At 73.6% G+C, this 23,011-nt stretch carries 21 protein-coding genes and 1 pseudogene; all 22 read right to left on the bottom strand.

Features of this window, described 5'->3' with window-relative positions; translation table 11 throughout:
• A pseudogene (locus E1211_RS18380) lies at positions 1-533 on the bottom strand (ATPase); the annotation flags it as partial.
• Positions 534-628: 95 nt separating this feature from the next.
• A complete protein-coding gene (locus E1211_RS18375) occupies positions 629-1,633 on the bottom strand; it encodes a hypothetical protein (protein WP_132350231.1) in 1,005 nt (334 codons plus the stop codon).
• Between the two features lie 197 nt (positions 1,634-1,830).
• Entirely contained in the window at positions 1,831-2,775 is a 945-nt protein-coding gene (locus tag E1211_RS18370) for an RluA family pseudouridine synthase (RefSeq protein WP_132350230.1), read from the bottom strand.
• Positions 2,772-3,386: a signal peptidase II gene (gene lspA / locus E1211_RS18365; RefSeq protein ID WP_132350229.1), complete on the bottom strand. Its 615-nt coding sequence runs from the start codon at positions 3,384-3,386 to the stop codon at positions 2,772-2,774. The genes E1211_RS18370 and lspA overlap by 4 nt, the downstream gene beginning before the upstream one ends.
• 61 nt (positions 3,387-3,447) lie before the next feature.
• Positions 3,448-3,867 (bottom strand): TraR/DksA C4-type zinc finger protein, encoded by a 420-nt coding sequence (locus E1211_RS18360; RefSeq protein WP_132350228.1) that lies wholly within the window; start codon positions 3,865-3,867, stop codon positions 3,448-3,450.
• Positions 3,868-4,091: 224 nt separating this feature from the next.
• A complete protein-coding gene (locus E1211_RS18355) occupies positions 4,092-5,591 on the bottom strand; it encodes a potassium/proton antiporter (RefSeq protein WP_132350227.1) in 1,500 nt (499 codons plus the stop codon).
• 22 nt (positions 5,592-5,613) lie between these two features.
• Positions 5,614-5,925: a DUF167 domain-containing protein gene (locus tag E1211_RS18350; protein ID WP_132350226.1), complete on the bottom strand. Its 312-nt coding sequence runs from the start codon at positions 5,923-5,925 to the stop codon at positions 5,614-5,616.
• 6 nt (positions 5,926-5,931) lie between these two features.
• Positions 5,932-6,552, bottom strand: a complete 621-nt coding sequence (locus E1211_RS18345; protein WP_132350225.1) for a hypothetical protein — start codon at positions 6,550-6,552, stop codon at positions 5,932-5,934.
• A 69-nt stretch (positions 6,553-6,621) separates the two neighbouring features.
• Positions 6,622-7,431: a DivIVA domain-containing protein gene (locus E1211_RS18340; RefSeq protein WP_132350224.1), complete on the bottom strand. Its 810-nt coding sequence runs from the start codon at positions 7,429-7,431 to the stop codon at positions 6,622-6,624.
• Positions 7,432-7,475: 44 nt separating this feature from the next.
• The gene (locus E1211_RS18335; RefSeq protein WP_120678161.1) at positions 7,476-7,781 is read right to left on the bottom strand and encodes a YggT family protein; all 306 of its coding nucleotides are present in this window, start codon (positions 7,779-7,781) and stop codon (positions 7,476-7,478) included.
• Positions 7,782-7,811: 30 nt separating this feature from the next.
• Positions 7,812-8,510: a cell division protein SepF gene (locus E1211_RS18330; RefSeq protein WP_132350223.1), complete on the bottom strand. Its 699-nt coding sequence runs from the start codon at positions 8,508-8,510 to the stop codon at positions 7,812-7,814.
• A gap of 191 nt (positions 8,511-8,701) precedes the next feature.
• Positions 8,702-9,445 (bottom strand): YggS family pyridoxal phosphate-dependent enzyme, encoded by a 744-nt coding sequence (locus tag E1211_RS18325; RefSeq protein WP_132350222.1) that lies wholly within the window; start codon positions 9,443-9,445, stop codon positions 8,702-8,704.
• Between the two features lie 9 nt (positions 9,446-9,454).
• Positions 9,455-10,570: a cell division protein FtsZ gene (gene ftsZ / locus E1211_RS18320; RefSeq protein ID WP_132350221.1), complete on the bottom strand. Its 1,116-nt coding sequence runs from the start codon at positions 10,568-10,570 to the stop codon at positions 9,455-9,457.
• 254 nt (positions 10,571-10,824) lie between these two features.
• A complete protein-coding gene (locus E1211_RS18315) occupies positions 10,825-11,640 on the bottom strand; it encodes a cell division protein FtsQ/DivIB (RefSeq protein ID WP_132350220.1) in 816 nt (271 codons plus the stop codon).
• Complete coding sequence (gene murC / locus E1211_RS18310) at positions 11,637-13,208, bottom strand: UDP-N-acetylmuramate--L-alanine ligase (protein ID WP_132350219.1); 1,572 nt, start codon at positions 13,206-13,208, stop codon at positions 11,637-11,639. Before murC ends, E1211_RS18315 begins: the two co-directional genes overlap by 4 nt.
• Positions 13,205-14,311 carry an undecaprenyldiphospho-muramoylpentapeptide beta-N-acetylglucosaminyltransferase gene (gene murG / locus E1211_RS18305; protein WP_132350218.1) on the bottom strand — a complete coding sequence of 369 codons (1,107 nt, stop codon included), beginning with the start codon at positions 14,309-14,311 and terminating at the stop codon, positions 13,205-13,207. The genes murC and murG overlap by 4 nt, the downstream gene beginning before the upstream one ends.
• A complete protein-coding gene (locus tag E1211_RS18300) occupies positions 14,311-15,738 on the bottom strand; it encodes an FtsW/RodA/SpoVE family cell cycle protein (protein WP_371686171.1) in 1,428 nt (475 codons plus the stop codon). The genes murG and E1211_RS18300 overlap by 1 nt, the downstream gene beginning before the upstream one ends.
• A gap of 303 nt (positions 15,739-16,041) precedes the next feature.
• Positions 16,042-17,166: a phospho-N-acetylmuramoyl-pentapeptide-transferase gene (gene mraY, locus E1211_RS18295; RefSeq protein ID WP_076467874.1), complete on the bottom strand. Its 1,125-nt coding sequence runs from the start codon at positions 17,164-17,166 to the stop codon at positions 16,042-16,044.
• Positions 17,163-18,560: a UDP-N-acetylmuramoyl-tripeptide--D-alanyl-D-alanine ligase gene (gene murF / locus E1211_RS18290; RefSeq protein ID WP_132350217.1), complete on the bottom strand. Its 1,398-nt coding sequence runs from the start codon at positions 18,558-18,560 to the stop codon at positions 17,163-17,165. The genes mraY and murF overlap by 4 nt, the downstream gene beginning before the upstream one ends.
• The gene (locus tag E1211_RS18285) at positions 18,557-20,122 is read right to left on the bottom strand and encodes a UDP-N-acetylmuramoyl-L-alanyl-D-glutamate--2,6-diaminopimelate ligase (RefSeq protein ID WP_132350216.1); all 1,566 of its coding nucleotides are present in this window, start codon (positions 20,120-20,122) and stop codon (positions 18,557-18,559) included. The genes murF and E1211_RS18285 overlap by 4 nt, the downstream gene beginning before the upstream one ends.
• A gap of 52 nt (positions 20,123-20,174) precedes the next feature.
• Positions 20,175-22,367 (bottom strand): penicillin-binding protein 2, encoded by a 2,193-nt coding sequence (locus E1211_RS18280; protein ID WP_132350215.1) that lies wholly within the window; start codon positions 22,365-22,367, stop codon positions 20,175-20,177.
• Positions 22,368-22,370: 3 nt separating this feature from the next.
• Positions 22,371-22,976: a septum formation initiator family protein gene (locus tag E1211_RS18275; RefSeq protein ID WP_132350214.1), complete on the bottom strand. Its 606-nt coding sequence runs from the start codon at positions 22,974-22,976 to the stop codon at positions 22,371-22,373.
• Positions 22,977-23,011: the final 35 nt, after the last annotated feature.

Genomic DNA, 23,011 nt, shown 5'->3' with positions numbered 1-23,011 from the left:
GTGGGGGCCGGAACCGGCGCGGCGGCGTAGCCCACCTCCGGACGGTAGCCGTTCTCCAGCAGCGCGTAGCGGGACTCCGCCGGTGGCGGCTCGGGCCGGTAGCCGTTGTCCAGCAGCGAGTAGCGCGACTCGGGCGGCTCCGGCCGACGCTGCTCCGGCACCCGGTGCGCCGGCTCGCCCGGGTAACCCGGATCGGGCCGGTACGCCGGTTCCGCCCGGTGCGACGGGTCGACCCGGTAGGTCGCCTCCGCCCGGTAGCCCGGGTCGGCGCCGTACGGCCGCTCGCCGGGCTGGCCGACGGCCGGCGCCCGCCCGGCGTAGCCGTTGTGGGCGGCCCGGCGCGGCAACGGTTCCGGCGGGGCGAGCGGCTCCTGCGGCGCGAGCGATCTGGGCGGTGGTAGTGGATCCTCGACCCGCCGGTCGGGCTCGGGCTGCTCAGCCCCTCTGCCGGCGTGGCGGGCGCGGTCGAGCAGCGCTCGCCATCGCGGCGCTGGTTCGGCCGGCCGGCCCCAGCCGGTCTCGCTGCCCTCCACGGCTCGCCCTCCCCAGCGCGATCGTCCTTCGCCTGACAGGCTACGAAGGAAACCCTATTCGGACCACACCGCCCCGCGCACTTCCGGCGGCATGATCATGATTGTGTCGGCGACACCGGACGTCCACTGGGCACATCGGGCGAGGTGGTGGCGGTCGCCGGGGGAGCCGTCGGCGTTCCCTGCTCCGCCGTGGGTGACGGATTCGTGACGGGCGGCGCGGGTTCCGACGATTCCTCCGCCGTCGGGCTGGGTGACACCGTGGGCGTACCGGCGGAGGGCGACGGGGTCGCCTCGGGCAGCGCGGCGTCGGCCGGCGGCCGGACCACGTCGCGCTGTTCGGGCAGCGGCGGGGTGAACACCGTCCGGTCGAGCCGCTGCACCTCGGGCGCGGGATCCACGGCCCGGACGGCGCGCCGGGACGCCACGGCACGCAGCGCCGCCGGCTGGGCCCGGACGACGGCCGCGTACACGCAGGCGCAGCCGGTGCGGTACGCGGTGGCCTCGGCCGCGGCCACCTCGGCCCCGCTGGTGTAGAGCCGGCGCAGCTCGGCGTCGCCGGTCGTCGCGGCGGCGCGGGCCCGGTAGTCGGTGGCCTCCCGCTCCTTGCGGGCCGCCACCGCCGCCATCGCGGCGATCACGTCGTCCGGGACACGTTGGGCCGGTATCCGGACGATCTCGGTCTGCCGGCCGGGCAGCGGCACCCGCCCGAAGACCGCGGCGACCGACACGTCGCCGAGCACCGCGTCCAGGCCCTGCGGCGCCAGGTAGCTGTCCAGCGACACCAGCGCGTACGTGCCGTCGGCCGGGGTCGCGGCGGGCTCCGCCAGCGCGGCCAGATCGGCGGCGGCGGCGCGCACGTAGCCCGGCACGGAGTCGCCGTCGACCACCCCGACCCGGGTCACCTCGCCGACGGTCGGGTCCCCGGCCGGACGGTCGTCGGCGGCCCAGACGGCGGTGAGCAGCACCGCCGTCACCGACAGCAGCGCCGTGCCGGTGAGCACCCGCGATCGCGCGGAGGTCTCACCGAGCCGCGCCACCACCCGGCTCAGCAGCGGCAGGAGCCGCTGGTCGATCTGGCGCAGCAGGTCGCCGGCACGCACGGGCGGGTTCCCCTCGTTGGTCGGTGTCGGGCGGGCCGCTCGCTCAGCGACTGTCGGGTGGCCCCCAGGCGGCCGGGCGGGAGTCCGGGCGGCGCTGCGGCAAGGCGGAGATCGGTCCGGTTACCGGTGTCGTACCCGGACCGATCTCCCACGCCGCCGGTCGCCGGCCGGGCCCGCCGCAGGGTTCCGGCAGTCTCTCAGTCGCGCAGGATCCGGAGCGCGCGTTCCAGGTCGTCAGGGTAGTCGCTGACGAAGCGGACCTCCTCCCCCGTACGGGGGTGCAGGAAGGCCAGTTCGCGGGCGTGCAGCCACTGCCGGTCGAGCCGGAGCCGGGCCGACAGGGTCGGGTCGGCGCCGTAGGTGAGGTCACCCACGCAGGGGTGGCGCAGGGTGGAGAGGTGCACCCGGATCTGATGGGTACGGCCGGTCTCCAGCCGGACGTCGAGCAGGCTCGCCGCCGGGAACGCCTCCAGGGTGTCGTAGTGGGTGATGCTCGGCTTGCCGCCGGAGACCACGGCCCACCGGTAGTCGTGGGTGGGGTGCCGGTCGATCGGGGCGTCGACCGTGCCCCGCAGCGGGTCCAGGTGTCCCTGCACCACCGCGTGGTAGCGCTTCTCCACGTCGCGGTACTTGAACGCCCGTTTCAAGGCGCTGTAGGCCTGCTCGCTCTTGGCCACCACCATGACCCCGGTGGTGCCCACGTCCAGCCGGTGCACCACGCCCTGCCGTTCGGCCGCGCCGCTGGTGGAGATCCGGTGGCCGATCGCGGCCAGCGCGCCGATCACGGTGGGACCAGTCCAGCCGGGGCTCGGGTGGGCGGCGACGCCCACCGGCTTGTCCACCACCACGATGTCGTCGTCGGCGTAGATCACCCGAAGCCCCGGCACCGCCTGGGGCACCACGGTCGGCGGCGCGGCCGGCGCGGGCAGGGTCACCTCCAGCCACGAGCCGGCCTTGACCTTGTGCGAGTTGGGGCGGGCCGCGCCGTCGACGAGCGCGTCCCCGGCGTCCACCAGCGCGGCGGCGGCGGTGCGGGACAGGCCGAAGAGCCGCGACACCGCCTGGTCGAGCCGCATGCCGTCCAGGCCGTCGGGGACCGGGAGCGACCGCTGCCCGCCGCCGCCCGCGAATGCCGAGGTCATGCGCGCTCCCGCTGCTCGGTGGTGGTGGTCGCCGGGTCCGCGGCGGGGCGGCCGTCCCGGCCGACCCGGCCGCCGTCGCGCTGGCGGCCGGTGAGTTCCAGCAGCACGGCGAGCACGACGCCGCAGACCAGCGAACTGTCGGCCAGGTTGAACACGGGGAAGTACTCGCCGAACGGGCCGAAGACACTGATCATGTCGACCACGTGACCGACGAAGTGCCCGGGGGCGCGGAAGATCCGGTCCATGAGGTTGCCGAGCGCGCCGCCCAGCACGAGCCCCAGCGAGATCGCCCAGGGAACCGAGCGCAGCCGCAGCGCCATCCAGACGATCCAGCCGACCACCGCGATGGTGATCAGCGGGAAGACCCAGGTGTGGTCGGAGCCGATGCTCCAGGCGGCGCCGCTGTTGCGGATCAGGTTGAGGTAGATGAGCCCGCCGAGCAGCCGCAGCGGCTCCCGGTCGGTGAGGTGGACCAGCGCGAGGTGCTTGGTGAGCAGATCGAGCAGCAGGGCGACCAGCCCTGTGCCGGCGAGGATGGCGACGGCTCCCGGTCGGGCCCGGCGGCGGACCGCTTCGTCACTGCCGCTTCCGGCGGACGGTGCTGCGCTCATCTGCTCCCCATCGACTCGGCGGTGATCGCTCACCGTCTTCTTCGCCGCCGGGGAGCGGACCTCAGCGCCGCTCCTCCAGCTGCTTGCAGGTCACGCAGAGGGTGGCCGACGGGAAGGCGGCGAGCCGCTCCACCGGGATCGGGTTGCCGCACCGCTCGCACCAGCCGTAGCTGCCCTTGTCGAGCCGCTCCAGTGCCCGTTCGACCTGCGTGATCCGTTCCAGGATGCTGTTGGCGAGGGAGATCTCCTGCTCCCGCTCGAACGTCTTGGTGCCGGTGTCGGCCTGGTCGTCCCCGGCCGAGTCGGTCAGCCGGTCGCGCTGCAGCTCGGTGATCTCGCTCAGCGTCTGATCGTACTCGGCGCGGAGCTCGTCCCGCCGCGCCGCCAGAGCCGCCCGAATCTTCTCGGTCTCCGCGGCGCTGCGGCTGGGCTTCGCCAGCGCCTTGCGGCCGGCGGTCCTGGTCTCGGCTGGCTTCGCCATGGTCGCTCCCTAGGCCGCGGAACCGCGGCGGTCCGCGGAACCTGGACAGGGGGCACCGATCCGGCGACCCCCAGGTACGAAAAGGGGCGCGCGGCCACGACCGCCGCGCACTCCAGAGGTTGGCAAGAATACGGAACGTACAGGCGTCCGACAACGTGCCGCACCGACGCACCGCTATTCAGCCCCAAGCCCCACCTAACTGGGGCAAAAGGAACGCTAGCAGATCAATCGTCGCGGTCGTCGCCGTACTCGCCAAACCACCGGGCCAGCCGACCCCGCCGGCTGACCGCGCGCAACCGCCGCTCCGCCTCGTCCCTCGCCCCCGCGGTGGCGACGATCAGCAAGCTGTCGCCGACCTTGAGCCGGGTGTCCTGGCGCGGCACGAAACCCACCCCGTCACGGAGCACGAGCGTCACCGACGCCCCCTGCGGCAGCCGCAACTCGTCGATGTGCACCCCGGTCAGGCGGGAACCCTCCGGCACCTCCAGCTGCAACAGATCGGCCCGCATCCGTTCCAGCGGTGCGGTCTCGACGTGCACCTCCGCCGCCTCGGCCGGCGCGGTCACGCCGAGGCGGCGGGCCACCGGCGCCAACGTGGTGGTCTGCAGGACGGTGAAGATCACGACGAGGACGAAGACGGCGTCGAAGAGCCGGTCCGCGCCGGGCACCCGCTCGGAGAGCGGAATGGTGGCGAGCACGATCGGCACGGCTCCGCGCAGTCCCGCCCAGGAGAGGAAGGCCTGCTCGCGCAGACCGATCCGGAACGGCAGCGCGGACACCGCCACCGACAGCGGCCGGGCCGCGAGCACCAGGGCCAGCCCGGTCACCACCGCGGGGAGCACCGCCGCGCCCAGCCGGCCCGGCGACGCCAGTAGCCCCAGCAGCACGAACAGGCCGATCTGGGCCAGCCAGGCCAGCCCGTCGGCGAAGCCGAGGATGGCCTGCCGGTGCGGCAGGCGGGCGTTGCCGAGCAGCACCCCGGCCACGTAGACGGCGAGGAACCCCGAGGCGTGCAGCACCGCCCCGGCGGCGTACGCCAGCACGGTGAAGCCCACCACCGCTATCGGGTACAGCCCGGCCGACGGCAGCGCCGCCCGGCGGAGCGTCCACCGCCCGGCGAGCCCGGCCCCGACCCCGACCGCCGCGCCGACGATCAGCTCGTAGCTCACCAGGCCGACCTCGTACCACCACGGATGCCCGGCGCTCTCCACCGAGAGCAGCACCACGAGCAGCACCACCGGGGCGTCGTTCATGCCGGACTCGGCCTCCAGCGAGGCCACCAGCCGGGGCGGTAGACGCAGCCGGCGCAGGGTCGCGAAGACCGCGGCCGCGTCGGTGGAGGAGAGCACCGCGCCGTAGAGCAGCGCCAGGCGCCACTCGAGCCCGAGCAGGAAGTGGACGGCGACCCCCACCACCACGATGCTGACGATCACGCCGACCGTCGCGAGCACCGCGGAGAGCCCGAGCACCGGGCGGAGCGTGCTCCAGCGCGCGGTGAGCCCGCCCTCGGCGATGATCACGATGAGTGCGCAGAACCCGAGGGTACGGGTGAGCGTGGCGTCCTCGAACTGGATGCCCAGCCCGGCCTCACCGATGGCGACGCCCAGCGCCAGGTAGACAAGGAGACTCGGCACCCCGAGTCGGCTGGAGAGGCGCACCGCCCCGACCGCGATCAGCAGCACGGCGGCGCCGACGAGCAGCGCCACATCCAGCCCGGGCGTCACGATCGCCCAGCCCGGGCGTTCCTCACTCGCCGGATCCGTCGCGCAGCCGGCGCAGCACCTCGGGCAGCGCCGGGCCGGGCCGTTCGACGAGGAAGAGCTTGTCGCGGCTGGCCGCGCCGGCGCGCAGCGACACCGTCGAGGGGCGGACGTCGAGCGCCAGGGCGAGGGCCCGTCGGGCGGCCTCGGTGGCCCGACCGTCGACCGCCGGCGCGTTCACGGCGATGACCAGCGCGGGGCCGTGCGGGCCGTCGAACCGGCCGCCGACCCGGGCCCGGGCGGCGCCGGGCTTGACCCGGACCGCGACGGTGAGCGCGTCGTGCGCGGGCACCGGCATCCCCGCTCAGCTCGGCCGGACGTCGGCGAGCAACGTGGTGGCCGGCGTGCAGCGTGCGCACGGCGTGAAGCCGAGCTCCACCGCCTCCGCCGCCGGCAGCGGCTCATGCGCCCGGCCGACCAGGTGGGCGCAGTCGGCCAGGTGGTAGCGGGGCCGGCCGTCGACCACGCGGACCTCGTCGAAGAGCCGGGCCACCCGCGACGCCTCGGCGGGCGTCACGGGCTGGGCTCCGGGTTCGTCGTCGTACGTCGCTGCCTGCCCGGTGGCCGGCGGAGACGCTTCGTCGTCGGCCGATGGGGCGGGTGTTTGCCGCCACCCGCCACCGCTGCCGACTGTCGGAGGTACATGCTGGACCGGGATCTCCGCCTCGACCGGCGCCGGGCCGTACGCGACGTCCGGCGCGACCTGGTCGACCGGCCGGGACGCGCCCGGCTCCCGTCGGCCACCTCGGACCGGATCCGCCGTCGCCCGGGCGGTGGCGGCCTGGCGGGCACCCACCACCAACGCGACGGCAGCCAGCAGGCTGGCCGCGATCGAGATGATCAACATGAGGCTGGAGCCGCCGGCGAGACCCACTACCAGCAGCGCCACAGCGACGAGGATGAGCACGAGGCTTGCGACTATCACGGCTCACCCCCGCCGCGTCGTACGTCCAGGTGGTCGGCGACCGTCACGTTGACGGCCGCCGACCGAAGATCAGCGACCGGCCTCGAGAGCGCCGGAGCGACCGCCACCGTAGGAGCCGGCAAGACCGGCGGTGGCCAGCCCGTTACCACCCGTGACCCGGCCGCTCTCGGAGCGGGTCATCTCGGCCTCCAGGCCCTGGCCGCGGCCGTCGAGGTCGCGCAGCTGGCTCTCCAGGTAGGCCTTGAGGCGGGTGCGGTACTCACGCTCGAACTGCTTGAGCTCTTCGATGTGCTTCTGCAGCGCGGTGCGCTTGGCGTCCAGGCCGCCCATGGCCTCCTGGTGCCGCTGGCGGGCGTCCCGCTCGAGCGCGTCGGCCTTCGCCCGCGCCTCCCGGGTCACCTCCTCGGCCTTCGACCGAGCCTCGGCGAGCACCTGGTCGGCCTCGCGCTGGGCAGCCGTGACGTGGTCGTCGGCCGTCCGCTGGGCCATCATCAGCACCCGCAGGGCCTGCTGCTCGCCGTCACCGACGGCGGCGGCCGCGGCGACGCCGCCGGCGGCCCGCACCTGCTCCAGCTCGGCCTGCATGGCGCGGGCGGCCTGGTCGGCCGCGGCCTTGTCGCGCTGCACCCGGTCGAGCTGGGCCTTGACGTCGTTGAGCTCCGCCGCGAGGCGGGCGTCACCGCCGGGGCCGGCGGGGGCGCCGCCACGGCCGCCGCGCTCCACCTGGGCGCGCAGCTCGTTGTTCTCCTCGATGAGACGGGCGAGCTCGCGCTCGACCTCGTCCAGGAAGGCGTCGACCTCCTCCTCGTCATACCCCCGCTTGCCGATCGGCGGCTTTTTGAAGGCGACGTTGTGAACGTCGGCCGGGGTCAGCGGCATCGAAACTCCTCGGGTCAGTTGCGGCCGCGAAAGCGCGTCGGTCATCAGGCGGTTGCCAAGATCGACGGCCTCAACACGAACTCCATCAGCACGAACAGGATAACCAGGAGCACAAGGGAGGCCAGGTCGATGCTCACGGTACCAATTCGAAGCGGAGGGATCACACGCCTCAACGCGCTGAGAGGGGGATCAGTGACGCTCCACACGGATTCCAGTCCCGCCGATGCGCCGCGACCCGGCTGCCAGCGGCGTCCGTACTGCAGGACCGCGCTCAGGACGAACCGGGACAGCAGAAGCAACAGGAAGACATAGAGGACCAGGTACAGAACCTGGAGCAGGATCGACAACACGGCAGGCGACGTCCCTCGGGTCGGGCGGGGTCAACTCAGGCTGAAAAACCCGCCCTCAGCGATCTTGGCCTTGTCCTCCGCGGTGACCTGGACGTTGGCCGGTGAGAGCAGGAACACCCGATTGGTCACGCGCTCGATCGTACCGCGCAGCCCGAACGCCAGCCCGGCGGCGAAGTCCACCAGACGGCGGGCGTCCGCCTCGTCCATCTCGGTGAGGTTGATGATCACCGGCACCCCGTCACGGAAATGCTCCCCGATCGTCCGCGCCTCACGGTAGGTGGTCGGGTGCAGGGTGGTGATCTGGTAACGCTGCTCCTCGTCGGCGGCGACCGCCCGCTCCCGCGGCGCCGCCTGCGGGGCGAGGGCCAGGTTGTCGCGGGTGTGGTAGGTCAGGGCGCCGGAGGTCTCCCCCGTCGACCGGGTGATCGACCGGACGCTGGACCGCTCGGCGCGCTCGGGGCGCTCGGCGCGCTCCGACTCGGCCCGCTCGGTCTCGGTGGAGCGGCCGCTCGTACGCTCCGTCAGCCGGCCACGCTCCCCCAGGCGCGGACGCGGCGCGGGCGGCTCCTCGGCCTCGTCCTCGTCGTCGGCGAACTCCTCGGCGTACCGGCTCTGCCGGTAGCGCGAGTCACGGTAGCCACCCTTGTCGTAGCCACCGTCCTCGTAGGCCCGCTCGTCGTCCTCTTCGACCAGACCGAGCCAGACCCCCGCCTTGCGCAGTGCACCCATCCCGCGCCCTTCCATCCGCCGTGCGGCACGCGCCCCCGTGCCGTGTCGCTGTCGCGAGTGGACCTACCTCTGCCCACCGGACCGGAACGGCAATCCACTGGCGCGCGATTCGCGTCGCGTGCCACGACCCCCGACGACGGGATGCCGCTCCTGAAACAACACCGATGTAATTTGCTTCTTTCGCGGTCAGGCTACCGCAGCGTGGGGCGCATTCCGAGCAACGCACTACCGACGCGGACATGTGTCGCGCCGTATCTGATCGCGATTTCCAGGTCGCCGCTCATGCCGGCGGACAACGCCGTCGCCTCCGGGTGGAGCGTCCGCATCCACTCGGCCACCTCGGCCAGCCGGGCGAAGGCCCGCTCCGGCTCCCAGCCCAGCGGCGCGACGGCCATCAGCCCCGCCAGCCGCAAGGCCGGCGCCGCCGCGAGGGCCTCGGCCACCGCGCCCAGCCCGACATCCGGATCCGCCGAGTCCGGCAGCGCGCCACCCCGCGCCGGGTCACCGTCCACGCTCACCTGGACCAGCGCGGTGAGCGGCCGGTCCCGGCCGGCCGCCGCGACGTCCAGCGCCCGGGCCAGCCGGACGCTGTCCACCGAGTGCACCGCGTCGGCGTAGCGGACCACCGACCGGGCCTTGTTGCGTTGCAGGCGCCCGATGAAGTGCCAACGCGGCGTCGCCCCGGCCGCCGAGACCTCGGCGGCCTTGGCGCCGGCCTCCTGGTCCCGGTTCTCACCGACGTCGGTCACCCCGAGTTCGGCCAGCGCCAGCACGTCGACGGCCGGGTAGGTCTTCGTCACCGCGATCATCGTGACGTCGGCGCGGTCCCGTCCGGCGGCCGCGCAGGCGTCCGCGATCCGGGAGCGTACCCCGGCCAGCGCGGCCGCCAGTTCGGCACGGCGATCGGGCCGCACCCTGGTCGAGCTGTCGGTCATCGGCGGAGCTCAGGATCCGTTCTTGAGAAAGTCGGGCACGTCGACGTCGTCGAAGAGTACGCGGCGCGGCGACTGCTGCGGCGCCGGCATGGTCGGCGGCGGCGTCACCGGCGGGTTCTGCGGTGCCGGCTGGTTCTGGTTGGTCTTCCGTCCCGGCTCGGCCGCCTTGTACGCGGGCGCCCCGCCGTCGAAGCCCGCCGCGATGACTGTCACCCGCACCTCGTCGCCGAGCGCGTCGTCGATGACCGCGCCGAAGATGATGTTCGCGTCCGGGTGGGCCGCGTCGGTGACCAGCTGCGCCGCGTCGTTGATCTCGAAGAGACCGAGGTCGGAGCCGCCGGCGATGGAGAGCAGCACGCCGCGCGCGCCGTCCATGCTCTGCTCGAGCAGCGGGCTGGAGATCGCCGCCTCGGCCGCCTCGACCGCGCGGTTCTCGCCCCGGGCGCTGCCGATGCCCATCAGCGCGCTGCCCGCGCCGCTCATGACGCTCTTCACGTCGGCGAAGTCCAGGTTGATCAGACCCGGCGTGGTGATCAGGTCGGTGATGCCCTGCACACCGGAGAGGAGCACCTGGTCGGCGGTGCGGAACGCGTCCATCATGCTGATGTTGCGGTCACCGAGGGCGAGCAGCCGGTCGTTCGGGATGACGATGAGCGTGTCGCACTGGTTGCGCAGCTCGTCGATCCCGGCCTCGGCCTGCACCTGCCGGCGCTTGCCCTCGAACGAGAACGGCCGGGTCACCACACCGATGGTGAGCGCGCCGAGCTTGCGGGCGATGTTCGCCACCACGGGCGCGCCGCCGGTGCCGGTGCCACCACCCTCACCGCAGGTCACGAAGACCATGTCGGCGCCCTTGAGCACCTCCTCGATCTCGTCGCGGTGGTCCTCGGCGGCGTTCTTGCCGACGTCCGGGTTGGCGCCCGCGCCGAGCCCGCGGGTCAGCTCACGGCCGACGTCGAGCTTCACGTCGGCGTCGCTCATCAGCAGCGCCTGCGCGTCGGTGTTGATCGCGATGAACTCGACGCCCTTGAGCCCAACCTCGATCATTCGGTTGACGGCGTTCACGCCGCCGCCACCGATTCCGACGACCTTGATGACCGCCAGGTAGTTGTGCGGAGGTGTCATCTGAAGGTCCTTTCCCCCTCGAGATTGGCATGGGCCGGCCCCACACGGCTTGGCCAGGCCAGCGGTCGACGCCGGAAGCTCAGCGAGGATCAGGGACGAACCCTCACCCTCTACTAGAGGCTTACAGTTATGTCAACCACTGATCCTCTTCGGGGCAACGTAAGCGTCCCATCCCCGGGAGCCAAGGACCCGACCGGCGTGTCGCCGCCCGGAGCGGGCCGGGTCACGCCGGAGCGGCCGGTGTGGACGTGCCGTCACCGGAAGGTGACGACCTCGGGCGCACTCACGTCGATCGTCTTGGCCCGCTGTTCGAGCAGCGCGGTGGCCACCCGCGCCTTCTCCGTGCCCCGGGTCGCGTCGCCCCAGACCAGCGTCCGGCCGCCGGTCAGGCGAAGCTTGATCAGCGCGAGGCTCTCCACGGTGACGTCCACCAGGGAGTCACGCAGCTCCGGGGTGAGCGCGCCGAGCACCGCCACCGCCGCCCGGGTGCCCGGGTCGTCCGTCCCCGGCCGGGCCACCCGCACCAGCGGCAGCCCGTCCGGACGCTCGTCCAGGGTGCGGAACACGGTGCCGGTGCGGTCGATCACCACGAACCGCTGCCCCTGCGGCACCACCGCCATCGGCGTCCGCTCCACCACACGTACGACCAGCGCGCCCGGCCAGTCCCGCGACACCGTCACCCGCTCCACCGGCGCGAGCGCGCCGATCCGCCGGGCCGTGCCGGCCAGGTCCACCCGGGCCAGCGGTATCCCGTCCGGCACACCGGCGGCCTCGCGTACCTGCACCGGCGTCACGAGCTCGGCGCCCTCCACCCGGACCTCGCGCACCCCGAACAAGCCGGTGCCGAGCACGACCCAGGTGATCAGCCCCGCGAGCGCGAGCACCGCCGCGGCGACCGCCCAGGGCAGCGCCGCGCGCATCCGGCGCTGCCGGGCCCGGCGCATGAAGCGCCGGGTCGAGGGGGGCACCGCATCACTGTCCGCCCGGACCAGCTGCCAGCGCCGGACGACGCGACCACGCCGTCCGGCCGCCTCCCCGGTGGTCCGCCCCCGGGCCGGCCCGGGGCTCATCCGCCGGCAGGCGCCGCGCCGTCCGGGGTCACGGCGTCACCGGCGGCCTGACCGCCTCCGGCGGCCGGCGTCCCCGGTACCGTGCCCCCGATGGCCACGCTGCCGCCGGACGCGCCGCCCGGAACCGCCACGCCGGGCCCGGAAGCCTCCCCCGTACGGGCCAGCAGGGCGTCGAGCAGCTGGTCGCCCATCAGCGAGATGGGCGGGGCACCCATGGTCACCACGACGTCGCCGGGACGGGCCCGCCGGGCCACCTCCACCGGCGCCGCCTCCCAGGAATCGACGAAGACCTTCCGCTCCACGGGCAGCGGCACCGCCTCGATCAGCGCGGCCGAGCCCTCCCCGGGCTGGCGCAGCTCACCGGGCCCGAAGACCTCCAGCAGCACCAGCTCGTCGGCGATCGCCAGCGCCTGGGCGATCTCCTCCTGCAGGTCCCGGGTGCGGTAGAGCCGGTAGGGCTGGAAGACGACGATCAGCCGGCCGTCCCCCGCCACCTCGCGCAGCGTCTGCAGCGCCAGCGTCATCGAGGTGGGGTGGTAGGCGTACTCGTCGTAGACCAGCACGTCGTCGGCGACGCCCTTGCGCTCGAAGCGCCGGCGCACGCCGGGAAAGGCCGCCAGCGCGGCCTCGGCCGCCTCCAGCGGCAGCCCCAGCAGGTACGCCGCGAGCACCGCCGAGGCGCTGTTGAGGCCCATGTGCCGCCCCGGCACCGGCAGCCGGAACTCACCCAGCGACCGTCCGTCGATCGCGGCGAGATAGCGCACGCCCTGCGCCGACGAGGCGATCTCGGTCAGCCGCAGGTCCGCGTCGGCCGACTCGCCGTACGTGTGCACCCGGCGTCCCTCGGCACGCAGCGTCTCCGCCAGCCGTCGCCCACCCGGGTCGTCGGCGCAGGTGATGATGAACCCGTCCGGGTCGGTGAGCCGGGCGAACTCGGCGAACGCCGCCTCGAGCGTCGCGTAGTCGCCATAGGTGTTGAGGTGGTCGGCCTCGACGTTCGTGATGATCGAGACGAACGGGCGGTAGATCAGGAACGAGCGGTCGCTCTCGTCCGCCTCGACCACGAAGTGCTCGCCGGTGCCGTGGTGGGCGCCCGAGCCGACCTCGGAGATCTCACCACCGATCACGAAGGACGGATCCGCCCCGGCCTGCTGAAGCACCATGGTGACCATCGAGGTCGTGGTGGTCTTGCCGTGCGTGCCGGCGACCGCCACCGCCCGGCGACCGGTCATCGCCGCGGCGAGCGCCTCGGAGCGGTGCAGCACCCGCAGGCCGCGCCGGCGCGCCTCCGCCAGCTCCAGGTGGTCCTGCGGAATGGCCGAGGAGTAGACGACGGTGTCGACACCGTCCAGATTGGCCGCCTCGTGGGTCATGTGGATCGTGCCGCCCAGCGCGCGCAGCCCGGCCAGCGACGGCCACTCCCGCAGCTCGCTGCCGGAGACCGGCAGGCCCCGGGTGAGGAAGAGCCGGGCGAGCCCGCTCATGCCGACGCCGCCCACCCCGATGAGGTGGATGGCGCCGAGGTCCTCGGCGGTGAGCGTGCCGGCCGGGGTGAACTGCGCGGTCATCGGGCCACCGCCTCGTAGACGAAGTTCAGCAGGGCCACGTCGCCGTCGCGCCGCCCGTACGCCGCCGCGGCCGTCCCCATCGCGGCGAGCCGGTGCGGGTCGCGGACCAGCGGGATCACCGTCCGCTCCAGCCAGGCCGGGATCATCTCGGTGTCGTCGACGAGCAGCCCGCCGCCGGCCTCCACCACGGGCAGTGCGTTGCGCTTCTGCTCCTGGTTGCTGTGCGGGTACGGCACGAAGATCGTGGGCAGGCCGATGGCCGCGACCTCGGCGACGGTCATCGCCCCGCCCCGGGCGAGCATGAGGTCGGCGGCGGCGTAGCCCAGCTCCATCTCGGACAGGTACGGCAGGGTCACGTACGGCACCGGCAGGTCGGTGGGGATCGGCACCGGCTCGTTGCGGGCGCCCATCACGTGCAGCACCTGCACGCCGTTGCGGGCCAGTTCCTTGGCGGCGCCGGCGACGGCGAGGTTGATCGAGCGGGCGCCCGACGAGCCGCCGGCGACGAAGAGCACCGGCAGGTCCGGACGGAGCCCGAAGTGGGCCCGGGCGGCGTCGCGCAGCGCGGCCCGGTCCAGCCCGGCGATGCTGCGCCGCAGCGGCACACCGACCACCCGGGCGTCCCGCAACGACTCGGCCTGCTGGGGCTGGTGCGGGAAGCCGACCGCGATGTTCTTGGTGAACTTCATGCCGAGCCGGTTCGCCACGCCCGGCGGCACGTTCACCTCGTGGATGACGATGGGCATCTCCCGACGCCACGCGGCGAGATAGGCCGGCACCGAGACGTACCCGCCGAAGCCGACCACCGCGTCGGCCTGGACCTCGTCGATCACCTTGCCCGCGGCGCGGGCCGCGGTCCACATCCGGCCCGGCGTGCGGACCAGGTTCATGTTGATCGAGCGGGGCAGCTGGTAGGCGGGGATCGGCCGCAGGTCGTAGCCCTGCGGCGGGATCAGGTCGTTCTCCATCCCCCGCGGTGTGCCCAGGCAGGTGATCCGGACGCCGGGGTCGTGTCGGCGCAGGCAGTCGGCGAAGGCGAGCAACGGGTAGACGTGCCCCCCGGTGCCACCTCCCGCGAGCACCACCGAACGCAGCGGACCCATCAGCGTCTCCTCTCGCTCGCCGTCCCGCTCCGCGCCCGGGTCTGCCGGGCGCCGCGGGGTGCGGCCTCTTCGTCGGACCGCCGCTGCCGCGCCCGGGGCACCGGCCCACGGGCAGCCGGAGGCGGCGCCGTCCGGCGACGCCGTCCGGGAAGCGGCGGCAACGGGGCCCAGAGTAGTCGGACCCACCGGGCCGGCGGACGGGCATGGAGGGCTCTGGCCGCATCGGGTTCGGCGCGGGCGAAGGAGGCGAGCATGCCGACCGCCGCCAGCGTGACGACCAGGGCGCTTCCGCCGTCGGAGATGAACGGCAGCGGCAGACCGGTGATCGGCATCAGGCCGACCACCCCGCCGACGTTGATCACGACCTGGCTGACCAGCCAGGTCGTCACCGCGGCGGCGGCGAGCCGGCGGAACGGGTCGTCGACCCGCCGGGCGATCCGCAGCCCGGTGTAGGCGAGCACCGCGAAGAGGCTGAGGATCACCGCGCAGCCGACCACCCCCAGCTCCTCGGCGATGATGGCGAAGATGAAGTCGTTGTGCGCCTCCGGCAGCCAGTTCCACTTGAGGCTGCCCTTGCCGAGCCCGACACCGAACCAGCCGCCGTGCTCGATCGCGAGCCGGCCCTGGTAGATCTGCCAGCACGGGTCCCCGCACTCGGCGGGCGCGGGCGGATTGAGGAAGTTGGTGAGCCGGGCCAGGCGGTAGTTCTCCGCACCCCGCTCGCCGGATCCGGCGCCGAGCGAGGCGACCGCGATCAGCAGACCCACCCCGATCAGACCGGCGACCGAGAGCGCGCCGAAGACCCGCAGCCGCACCCCGGCCGCCCAGAGCAGCCCGACCACCAGCGCGAGCAGGCAGATCATGGTGCCCAGGTCGTTGAAGCCGACCAGGACGAAGAGCAGGCCGACCACCGGGAAGAGCGGGGTGGCCAGCTCCCGCCACCAGCCGAGCGCGACGCCCTTGCGGGCGATCACGTGCGCGCCCCAGAGCACCAGCGCGAACTTCGCCAGCTCGGAGGGCTGCACCTGGATCCCGCCGATGAACAGCCAGTTCAGATTCGCCTCGATCGGGCCGATCGCCGCCGAGTCCCGTCCGGCGACGCGGGCCCAGGCGACCAGCAGGTTGAGCACGAGCAGCAGGCCGATCGAGGTGAAGAGCAGCGGCCGGCCGAGCGCGCGGTAGGTCGTCGCGGGCAGCCGCTGGCAGGCCCAGAACGCGACCACCCCGATCACCGCGAAGGTGGCCTGCTTGACCACCGAGGCCGTGGCGTTGCCGTCCTCGGCGTAGTCCTTCACGCTGGTCGCGGAGAAGACCATGGTCAGGCCGATCAGCAGCAGCAGGCCGGCGCTGGAGATCAGCAGGTAGTAGGAGGCCAGCGGGCGGTCCAGCAGGCCGCGCAGCGCGGCCAGCCCGCCGGCCGCGTCCAGCCCGCGCGGCGTCGCCGCCGGGGTGTCGTCCGGCCCCCGCGCCGCAGCGCCCGCCTCGGTCGTACGCCCGCCGCCCGGATCCCGCCGGGGCCGAGCCTTGCTGGTGCCCTCGGTGCCTCGTTCCTCCCCCACCCGGACATCATCGCGGCTACGCCGGGCGCCCGCCCCCGCAACCGCCCCCTCGGCGTGTCGGGATACGACGAAGGGCCCCGCGCGCGGTCGGGCGCGACAGGGCCCCGGTGCCGTGCCGGGCCGCGCGGCACGGGCCGACCGCCCGACGGGCGGACGGTCGGCCCGGCCGGCTCAGGTGACGTTGGCGAGGTACTCGCTGTAGAAGAGGCCCAGGGCGATGGCCACGCAGATGCCCGCGATGATCCAGAACCGGACCACGATGTTGACCTCGCTCCACCCCGCCAGCTCGAAGTGGTGCTGCAGGGGCGACATCCGGAACACCCGCTTGCCCGTGGTCTTGAACGAGATGATCTGGATCACGACGGACATCGTGATGATCACGAAGAGGCCACCGATGATCGGCAGCAGCATGATGGTCCGGGTGGACATCGCCATTCCGGCGATCAGACCGCCGAGGCCCAGCGCTCCCGTGTCACCCATGAAGATCCGGGCCGGCGAGGTGTTCCACCACAGGAAGCCCACACAGGCTCCGGCCGCCGCCCCGGCGATCAGCGCGATCTCCAGGGGGTCGCGGACCGTGTAGCAGTAGTCCCGGGTGTAGCTCGGGTCGGCGCACCAGTGCCGGTACTGCCAGAAGGCGATCAGCGCGTACGCGGCGAGGACCATCACCGAGGCGCCGGTGGCGAGGCCGTCCAGGCCGTCGGTGAGGTTCACCCCGTTCGTCGCCGCCATCACCACGAAGATGAAGAGGATGACCGCGCCGACCTTGGTGAGCTCCAGCGCCGGGATGTCCCGGATGAAGCTCAGCGTGGTGCTGCCGACCGTCTCGGTGTTGGTCGCCGTGCCCTTCGCGTCGGTCATGGTGCTCGGGAAGTAGAGCGCGACGACACCGAAGACCGCGCCGACCAGGATCTGGCCGAGCAGCTTGCCGCGCTTGTTGAGCCCACCGCTGTGCCGCTTGCGCACCTTGAGGAAGTCGTCGATGAAGCCGACCGCGCCGGAGAACACCATCAACCCCAGCAGCACCAGCGCCGTGATGGTCGGCTCGACCTGGGCGATCTGCAGGTCCGGCAGGGTGGTCAGGGCCAGGTGACCCGCGACGTACGCGATGACCGTGGCCAGGATGAAGACCACGCCGCCCATCGTCGGCGTGCCCTTCTTGCCCTGGTGCATGGCCGGGCCCTCGGCCCGGATCGGCTGACCGGCCTTGAGCCGGGTGAAAACCTTGATCGCGATCGGGGTGCAGAAGAGCGAGATCAGGAACGCCACCCCGACGGCGACGATTACCGCCCTCATTCGGCGGTCTCCCCACTGGCCTCCGCGCGCAGCGCGTCGGCCACCTCCCAGGTGCGGTACCGGGAGCCCTTGACCAGAACGACGTCGCCCGGCCGTAGCTCCCCCCGCAGCACCTCGACGGCTGCCGCCTGATCGGTGAGCAGCACCGACTCTCCTCCCCAGTTGCTTACCGCTGTCGCGCCTTCGTGGATCGGCGCGGCCGACTCGCCCACCACGAGCAGCCGGTCGACGCCCAGCTCGGCCGCGAGCCGCCCGACCTCCGCGTGGCCGTCGTACTCGTAGGGGCCCAGCTCGGCCATGTATCCGAGCACCGCGACGGTACGCCGCCCGCTACCCAGGGCGGCCAACGCCTTGATCGCCGCCGACATCGAGGCCGGGTTGGCGTTGTACGAGTCGTCGATGACGGTCACCCCGTCGGGCCGGTCGAAGACGTCCATCCGTCGGGTCGAGACCAACCCCAGCTCGCCCAGCGCCTGCGCCAGCTCGGTCAGCGGCATACCCAGTTCACGGGCGACCGCCGCCGCGGCGAGCGTGTTGGAGACCTGGTGGCGGCCGGTCAGGCCGAGCCGCACCGGCGCGCGCCCCTCCGGCGTGACAAGCGTGTACGACGGGCGGCCCCGCTCGTCGAGCAGGACGTCCTCGGCCCGCACGTCGGCCTCCGCCGCCTCGCCGTAGAAGACCACCCGGGCGTCGGTGCGGGACGCCATCGCGGCCACCAGCGGATCGTCGGCGTTGAGCACGGCGAGGCCGTCGGCCGGCAGCGCCTCGACCAGCTCCCCCTTGGCCAGGGCGATGTTCGCCTGCGAGCCGAACCCGCCGATGTGCGACGTCCCGACGTTGAGCACCACCGAGATCCGGGGCGGCACCAGCTCGCAGAGGTAACGCACGTGCCCGATGCCGCGGGCACCCTTCTCCATCACCAGGTAGCGGGTCTCCGGCCCGGCCTTCAGCGCCGTGTACGGGTGCCCCAGCTCGTTGTTGAACGAGCCGGGTGGCGCGACCGTGGCGCCGAGGCGGGAGGTGAGCTGGGCGACGAGGTCCTTGGTGGTGGTCTTGCCGGAGGAGCCGGTCAGCCCGACCACGGTGAGCTCCGGCAGCCGGTCGACCACCGTGCGGGCCAGTCGTCCCATCGCGGCCCGCGCGTCGTCGACCAGCACCATCGGCACGCCGGGCACCTCCCGGGTGCCGAGCACCGCCACCGCGCCGCTCTCGACGGCCCCCGCGGCGTAGTCGTGCCCGTCGACCTTCTCGCCGGAGAAGGCGACGAAGAGCCCACCGGCGTTCACCTTGCGCGAGTCGAACTCGACCGAGCCGGTGACCCGGGCGTCCGGGTCCGCGCCGACGAGCCGACCGTCGACGGCGGTGGCCACCTCGGCCAGCGTCAGCGGGATCACCGGTGACCCGCCAGGTCACCGAAGCGGGCGCGCAGGGCGTCGGCCAGTTCCGTGTGGTCGACGAACGGCAGCACCTCGCCGGCCACCTCCTGCCCGCGTTCGTGGCCCTTGCCGAGCAGCGCGATCACGTCGCCCGGCTCGGCCAGCCGGACCGCCTCGTCGATCGCCGCCCGGCGGCCGGCCACCTCGGCGATCCGGGCCGCCGTACCGGCCTGCCGGGCCCCGGCGAGGACCTCGGCGCGGATGGCGGCCGGATCCTCGGTCCTCGGGTTGTCGTCGGTCACCAGCACCACGTCGGCTCCCTCCGCGGCGGCGGCGCCCATCACCGGCCGCTTGCCCCGATCCCGGTCCCCACCGGCGCCGATCACGCAGATCAGCCGGCCGGTGCTCAGTTCACGCAGCGCCGCCAGGGCGGCCACGATGGCGTCCGGCTTGTGCGCGTAGTCGACCACCCCGCGTACGGGCGCGTCCGCGGGGGTGACCAGCTCCAGCCGGCCCGGCACGCCGCGGCACGCGGCCACTCCGGCGACGGCCGTGCCCGGGTCCACCCCGACGGCCGTCAGCGCGGCGATGGCGAGCAGGGCGTTGGCCACGTTGTGCCGCCCGGGCAGCGCCACACTCCCGGGCAGGGTGAGCCCGTCCGGGCCGTGCACGGTGAACCGCTGGGCGTAGCCCTCGCCGCCGATGCCGTCGGCCCACCAGGTCGCGGCCCGGTCGCCGGACGCCGAGTAGCTGACCGTGGCGGGCTTGAAGAGCTGTCGCAGCGCCGGGTCGTCGTGGTTGAGCACCTCCACGCCGCAGCGACCGTCGAAGAGCTGCGCCTTGGCCGCGAAGTACTCCGCCGAGTCGGCGTGGAAGTCGAGGTGGTCGGAGCCGAAGTTGGTGTAGCCGCCGACGGCGAAGCGCACCCCGCCGACCCGGCCCATGGCGAGCGCGTGGCTCGACACCTCCATCACCACGGCGGTCACCCCGCGCTCCCGCGCGGCGGCCAGCATGGCGTGCAGGTCGGTCGCCTCCGGGGTGGTCCGCACGCTGTCGATCACCAGGTCGCCGAGGCGGGTCTCCACCGTGCCGATCAGCCCGGTGGTGTGCCCGGCGGCGCGCAGCCCGGACTCGATCAGGTAGGCCGTCGAGGTCTTGCCGGCGGTGCCGGTCACCCCGATCACGGCCAGCCCGGCGGTCGGGTCGCCGTAGACGGCGGCGGCGAGCGTGCCGAGCACCGCGCGGGGGTCGGGCACCACGAGCGCCGGCAGGCCGGCCTGCGCCACCGCGGCCGCGCCGGCCGGGTCGGTGAGCACGGCCACCGCGCCGGCGTCGGCCGCCGCGGCGGCGAACTCGGCGCCGTGCCGGCGGGCACCGGGCAACGCCGCGTACAGGTCGCCGGGGCGGACCTCCTGGCTGGCGTGTGTGATGCCGGTCACCACCACGTCGGCGGCTTGGGCCGGCGGCTCGACAGCGAGCCGGGCCGCGAGGTCGCCGAGCCGGATGCCGGTGACCGTACGGGGACGAGGATTGCCGGACACGGCGTCAGACCCTACCCGGTCGTCCGGCGTCGGCCGCACAGCCGCCCCGGTGGTTCGTCCCCACTCACCGATGATGTCCCGCCGTGCCTGCTCAGCGCGGATAGACCACGAACTCGGGCGACTTGCTCGTCGTCGAGGGCGGCACCTTGTAGTGACGGAGAGTGAACTGCATCATTTCCTTGAACGCCGGCCCGGCGATCGCGGAGCCCCCGCCCGCGGGGACGTACGCGAAGACCGCGATCACGTAGCGGGGCTTCTCGGCCGGCGCCATGCCGATGAACGAGGAGACCTCGCCGGGCTGCTTCTTCCCGCCCACCAGCCGCCAGCCGGTGCCGGTCTTGCCGGCGACCCGGAACCCCGGGACCGCGGCCGTGAGGCCGGTGGCGTTGTCGACCGTGGTGACCGCTTCCAGCAGCGTGCGCAGCGCCTGGGCGTTCTGCGGGCTGAGCACCGGGCGGGTGATCGGAGCCTTGGCCGGCGTCCGCTCGCCGTCCGGCCCGATCACCTCCTTGATGAGGTGCGGCTGGATGTACGTCCCGTCGTTGGCGATGGCGGCGTACGCGGCGGCCATCTGCAGCGGGGTGGCGTCCACGCTGTGCCCGATCGGCACCGACCCGTACGACGACCCGCTCCACTCCTCCGCGGGCAGCAGCCGGCCGCTCGCCTCCCCCGGCATGCCCTCACCGGTCGGCTGGCCCAGCCCGAACCGGCGCTGGTAGTCGATGAGGCGGTCCCGGCCCAGCTTGTCGGCGATCTTGATGGTGCCCACGTTCGACGAGTACGCGAGCATCCCGGCGAGGCTCATCCGCCGGCCGTTCGCCGGGTGGGTGTCGGAGAACCAGGTGTCGCCCAGCTTGATGCTGTTCTCGATCGGCAGCGTGGTGTCCGGTTTGATCACCCCCTCCTGGAGGGCCGCGCCGAAGGTGATCGCCTTGTGCACCGAGCCGGGGTCGACCACGAAGCTGGTGGCGACGTCCTCCCGGGCGACCGGGCTGCTCGCCTCCGGCTTGGCCGCGTTGTAGGTGGGGTCGCTCGCCTGGGCCAGCACCTCGCCGGTGGGGACGTCGAGCACCACGGCCGCGGCGGTGACGTTTCGCGCCTGCTCCGTGTGCCGCCGGAGGATCACCTGCGTCATGTACTGCAGGTCGCGATCCACCGTGAGCTTGAGGGAGCTGCCGGGTTTGGGCGGGGTCGTCTCGCTGTAGCCGCCCGGAATGGGGGCGGCCAGGTCACCGAGGCCGGCCTCGTAGACGCGCTTGCCGTCCTCGCCGCGCAGCAGGTCGTCGTAGCGGGCCTCCAGCCCCTCCAACCCGACCATGTCCTGACTGGTGAAGCCGATCAGGTTGGCGGCCAGGTCGTCACCGGGCACCTCGCGCCGCTCGTCGCGGTGCACGCCGATGCCGGGCAACTCCAGCGCCTGCACCTGCTTGGCGACGCCGACCTCGACCCCCCGGGCCAGGTACTCGAAGCGCGACGGATTGCCGTTCTCCAGCTTGCGTGGCTGCATCAGCTTGGCCAGCTTGGACACCGAGATCCCCAGCAGCGGGGAGAGCGCCTTCGCCGTGCCCGCCGGATCCTCGATCAGGGTCGGGTCGGCGAAGACGTACCGGGCCTCGACGCTGTGCGCGAGCAGCGCCCCGGTGGTGTCGTAGATCGCTCCACGCGGAGCGGGCAGGTCCATCGTCCGGGTCCGGTCGGCGACTCCCCCGCCGGCGTACGCGGGCGCGTCCACCGCCTGCAGGACGACCAGCCGGATGCCGATGGTCACGAAGAGCGCCAGGGTGAGCACGGTGCCCAGCCGCAGGCGCAGCCGCGGGTCGGCGAGCTTCGGCGGTTTGGGCGGCTTGCGCGACGGCCGTCGGCCGACGGGCCGGTCCGGCCGGCGCTGCGGGCGCGGAGCGGTCCGGCGACGCGGCGCGGACTGCTCGTCGGCCGGATTGCCGGGGATGCGCGCCTGGACGGTGCGGACCACGCCGGAGCGTCCGGCGGCCGAGGCGTCCCGGCGAGCCGACCGGGTGGCGCCGGCGCGCCCGCCGTCGAGCACCTGCAGGGCCGGCCGGAACGGGTCGCCCGAGCGGGTACCGCGCGGGGTGCGGCGCTGTTCGGCGCCGCCCCCACGCGGCACTCGGTCGCCCCCCTCCCGGATGGTGCGCCCCCGAGGGGTGTACGCCCGGGCGCCGGAGATTCCTCCGACGCCCGGCTCACCAGCGCCCCGACCCTCCCGGGCCGAGCCGCGCCGGGGTCCTGGATCGTCCCGGCGCGGATCGTCCGACCTCGGTGACACCGGTCAGCGTCCCGCGCCCTGCTGGCTGGTCACCGACGGTGCGCCGGTGGCCGGCTGCGGCACGCCGATGGTCCGGCCGTCGGGCAGCCGGATGTAGCCCGGCTCGCCCGACTCGACCAGCCCGAGCTTGCGTGCCTGGGCGGCCAGGTTGCCCGGCGCCTCGGCGTCGGCGATCTGCTGCTTGAGCTGCTCCTGCTCCAGGTCCAGCCGGGCCTGCTGCTGCTGCAGCTTCTCCAGCTTGAACGCGTTCTCGTTGATCTTGGTGTTGACCAGCAGGATGCCGAGCACCCCGCCGACCACCAGCACCACGATCAGCGCCGCGAACGGCGCTCGCGGCACCGACATCGGCGGCGGCGGCGCCACCCGCAGCCGAGGCGGGCGAGCGGCCGTCGTGCCGCCCCGCTCCTGTGGCCGCAGCGCAGTGCTGCCCTGAACCGGGAACTCGCGCGCCCCCCGCGCGCTGGACTCCCCCTGCCGGTTAACCCGGTCCGTGCGAGACGTACCGTTTCCGACGCGGCTGACCCGCTCCGCCGCGGTCCGGCCCCCCGACCGCGGTGCGCGCTGTCCGACACCGGTGAAGTCCCGGCGCTCGCGCCCGTCAACGTTCATGTCCCTCCCCCTCTACGTCCGTCCCTGTCCCGTCC

It is taken from the genome of Micromonospora sp. 15K316 (genome assembly GCF_004348525.1).
Classification (GTDB): Bacteria; Actinomycetota; Actinomycetes; order Mycobacteriales; family Micromonosporaceae; genus Micromonospora.
The sequence above is the reverse complement of the archived record's forward strand: the minus strand, read 5'-3'. Positions and strand labels throughout refer to the sequence as shown.

What these genes read in the sequence shown, in the direction of transcription:
- E1211_RS18370 (WP_132350230.1), bottom strand. Translation starts at nt 2,775, where the DNA reads ATGACCTCGGCATTCGCGGGCGGCGGCGGGCAGCGGTCGCTCCCGGTC.
- lspA (WP_132350229.1), bottom strand. Translation starts at nt 3,386, where the DNA reads ATGAGCGCAGCACCGTCCGCCGGAAGCGGCAGTGACGAAGCGGTCCGC.
- E1211_RS18360 (WP_132350228.1), bottom strand. Translation starts at nt 3,867, where the DNA reads ATGGCGAAGCCAGCCGAGACCAGGACCGCCGGCCGCAAGGCGCTGGCG.
- E1211_RS18350 (WP_132350226.1), bottom strand. Translation starts at nt 5,925, where the DNA reads ATGCCGGTGCCCGCGCACGACGCGCTCACCGTCGCGGTCCGGGTCAAG.
- E1211_RS18340 (WP_132350224.1), bottom strand. Translation starts at nt 7,431, where the DNA reads ATGCCGCTGACCCCGGCCGACGTTCACAACGTCGCCTTCAAAAAGCCG.
- E1211_RS18330 (WP_132350223.1), bottom strand. Translation starts at nt 8,510, where the DNA reads ATGGGTGCACTGCGCAAGGCGGGGGTCTGGCTCGGTCTGGTCGAAGAG.
- E1211_RS18325 (WP_132350222.1), bottom strand. Translation starts at nt 9,445, where the DNA reads ATGACCGACAGCTCGACCAGGGTGCGGCCCGATCGCCGTGCCGAACTG.
- ftsZ (WP_132350221.1), bottom strand. Translation starts at nt 10,570, where the DNA reads ATGACACCTCCGCACAACTACCTGGCGGTCATCAAGGTCGTCGGAATC.
- E1211_RS18315 (WP_132350220.1), bottom strand. Translation starts at nt 11,640, where the DNA reads ATGAGCCCCGGGCCGGCCCGGGGGCGGACCACCGGGGAGGCGGCCGGA.
- murC (WP_132350219.1), bottom strand. Translation starts at nt 13,208, where the DNA reads ATGACCGCGCAGTTCACCCCGGCCGGCACGCTCACCGCCGAGGACCTC.
- murG (WP_132350218.1), bottom strand. Translation starts at nt 14,311, where the DNA reads ATGGGTCCGCTGCGTTCGGTGGTGCTCGCGGGAGGTGGCACCGGGGGG.
- mraY (WP_076467874.1), bottom strand. Translation starts at nt 17,166, where the DNA reads ATGAGGGCGGTAATCGTCGCCGTCGGGGTGGCGTTCCTGATCTCGCTC.
- E1211_RS18275 (WP_132350214.1), bottom strand. Translation starts at nt 22,976, where the DNA reads ATGAACGTTGACGGGCGCGAGCGCCGGGACTTCACCGGTGTCGGACAG.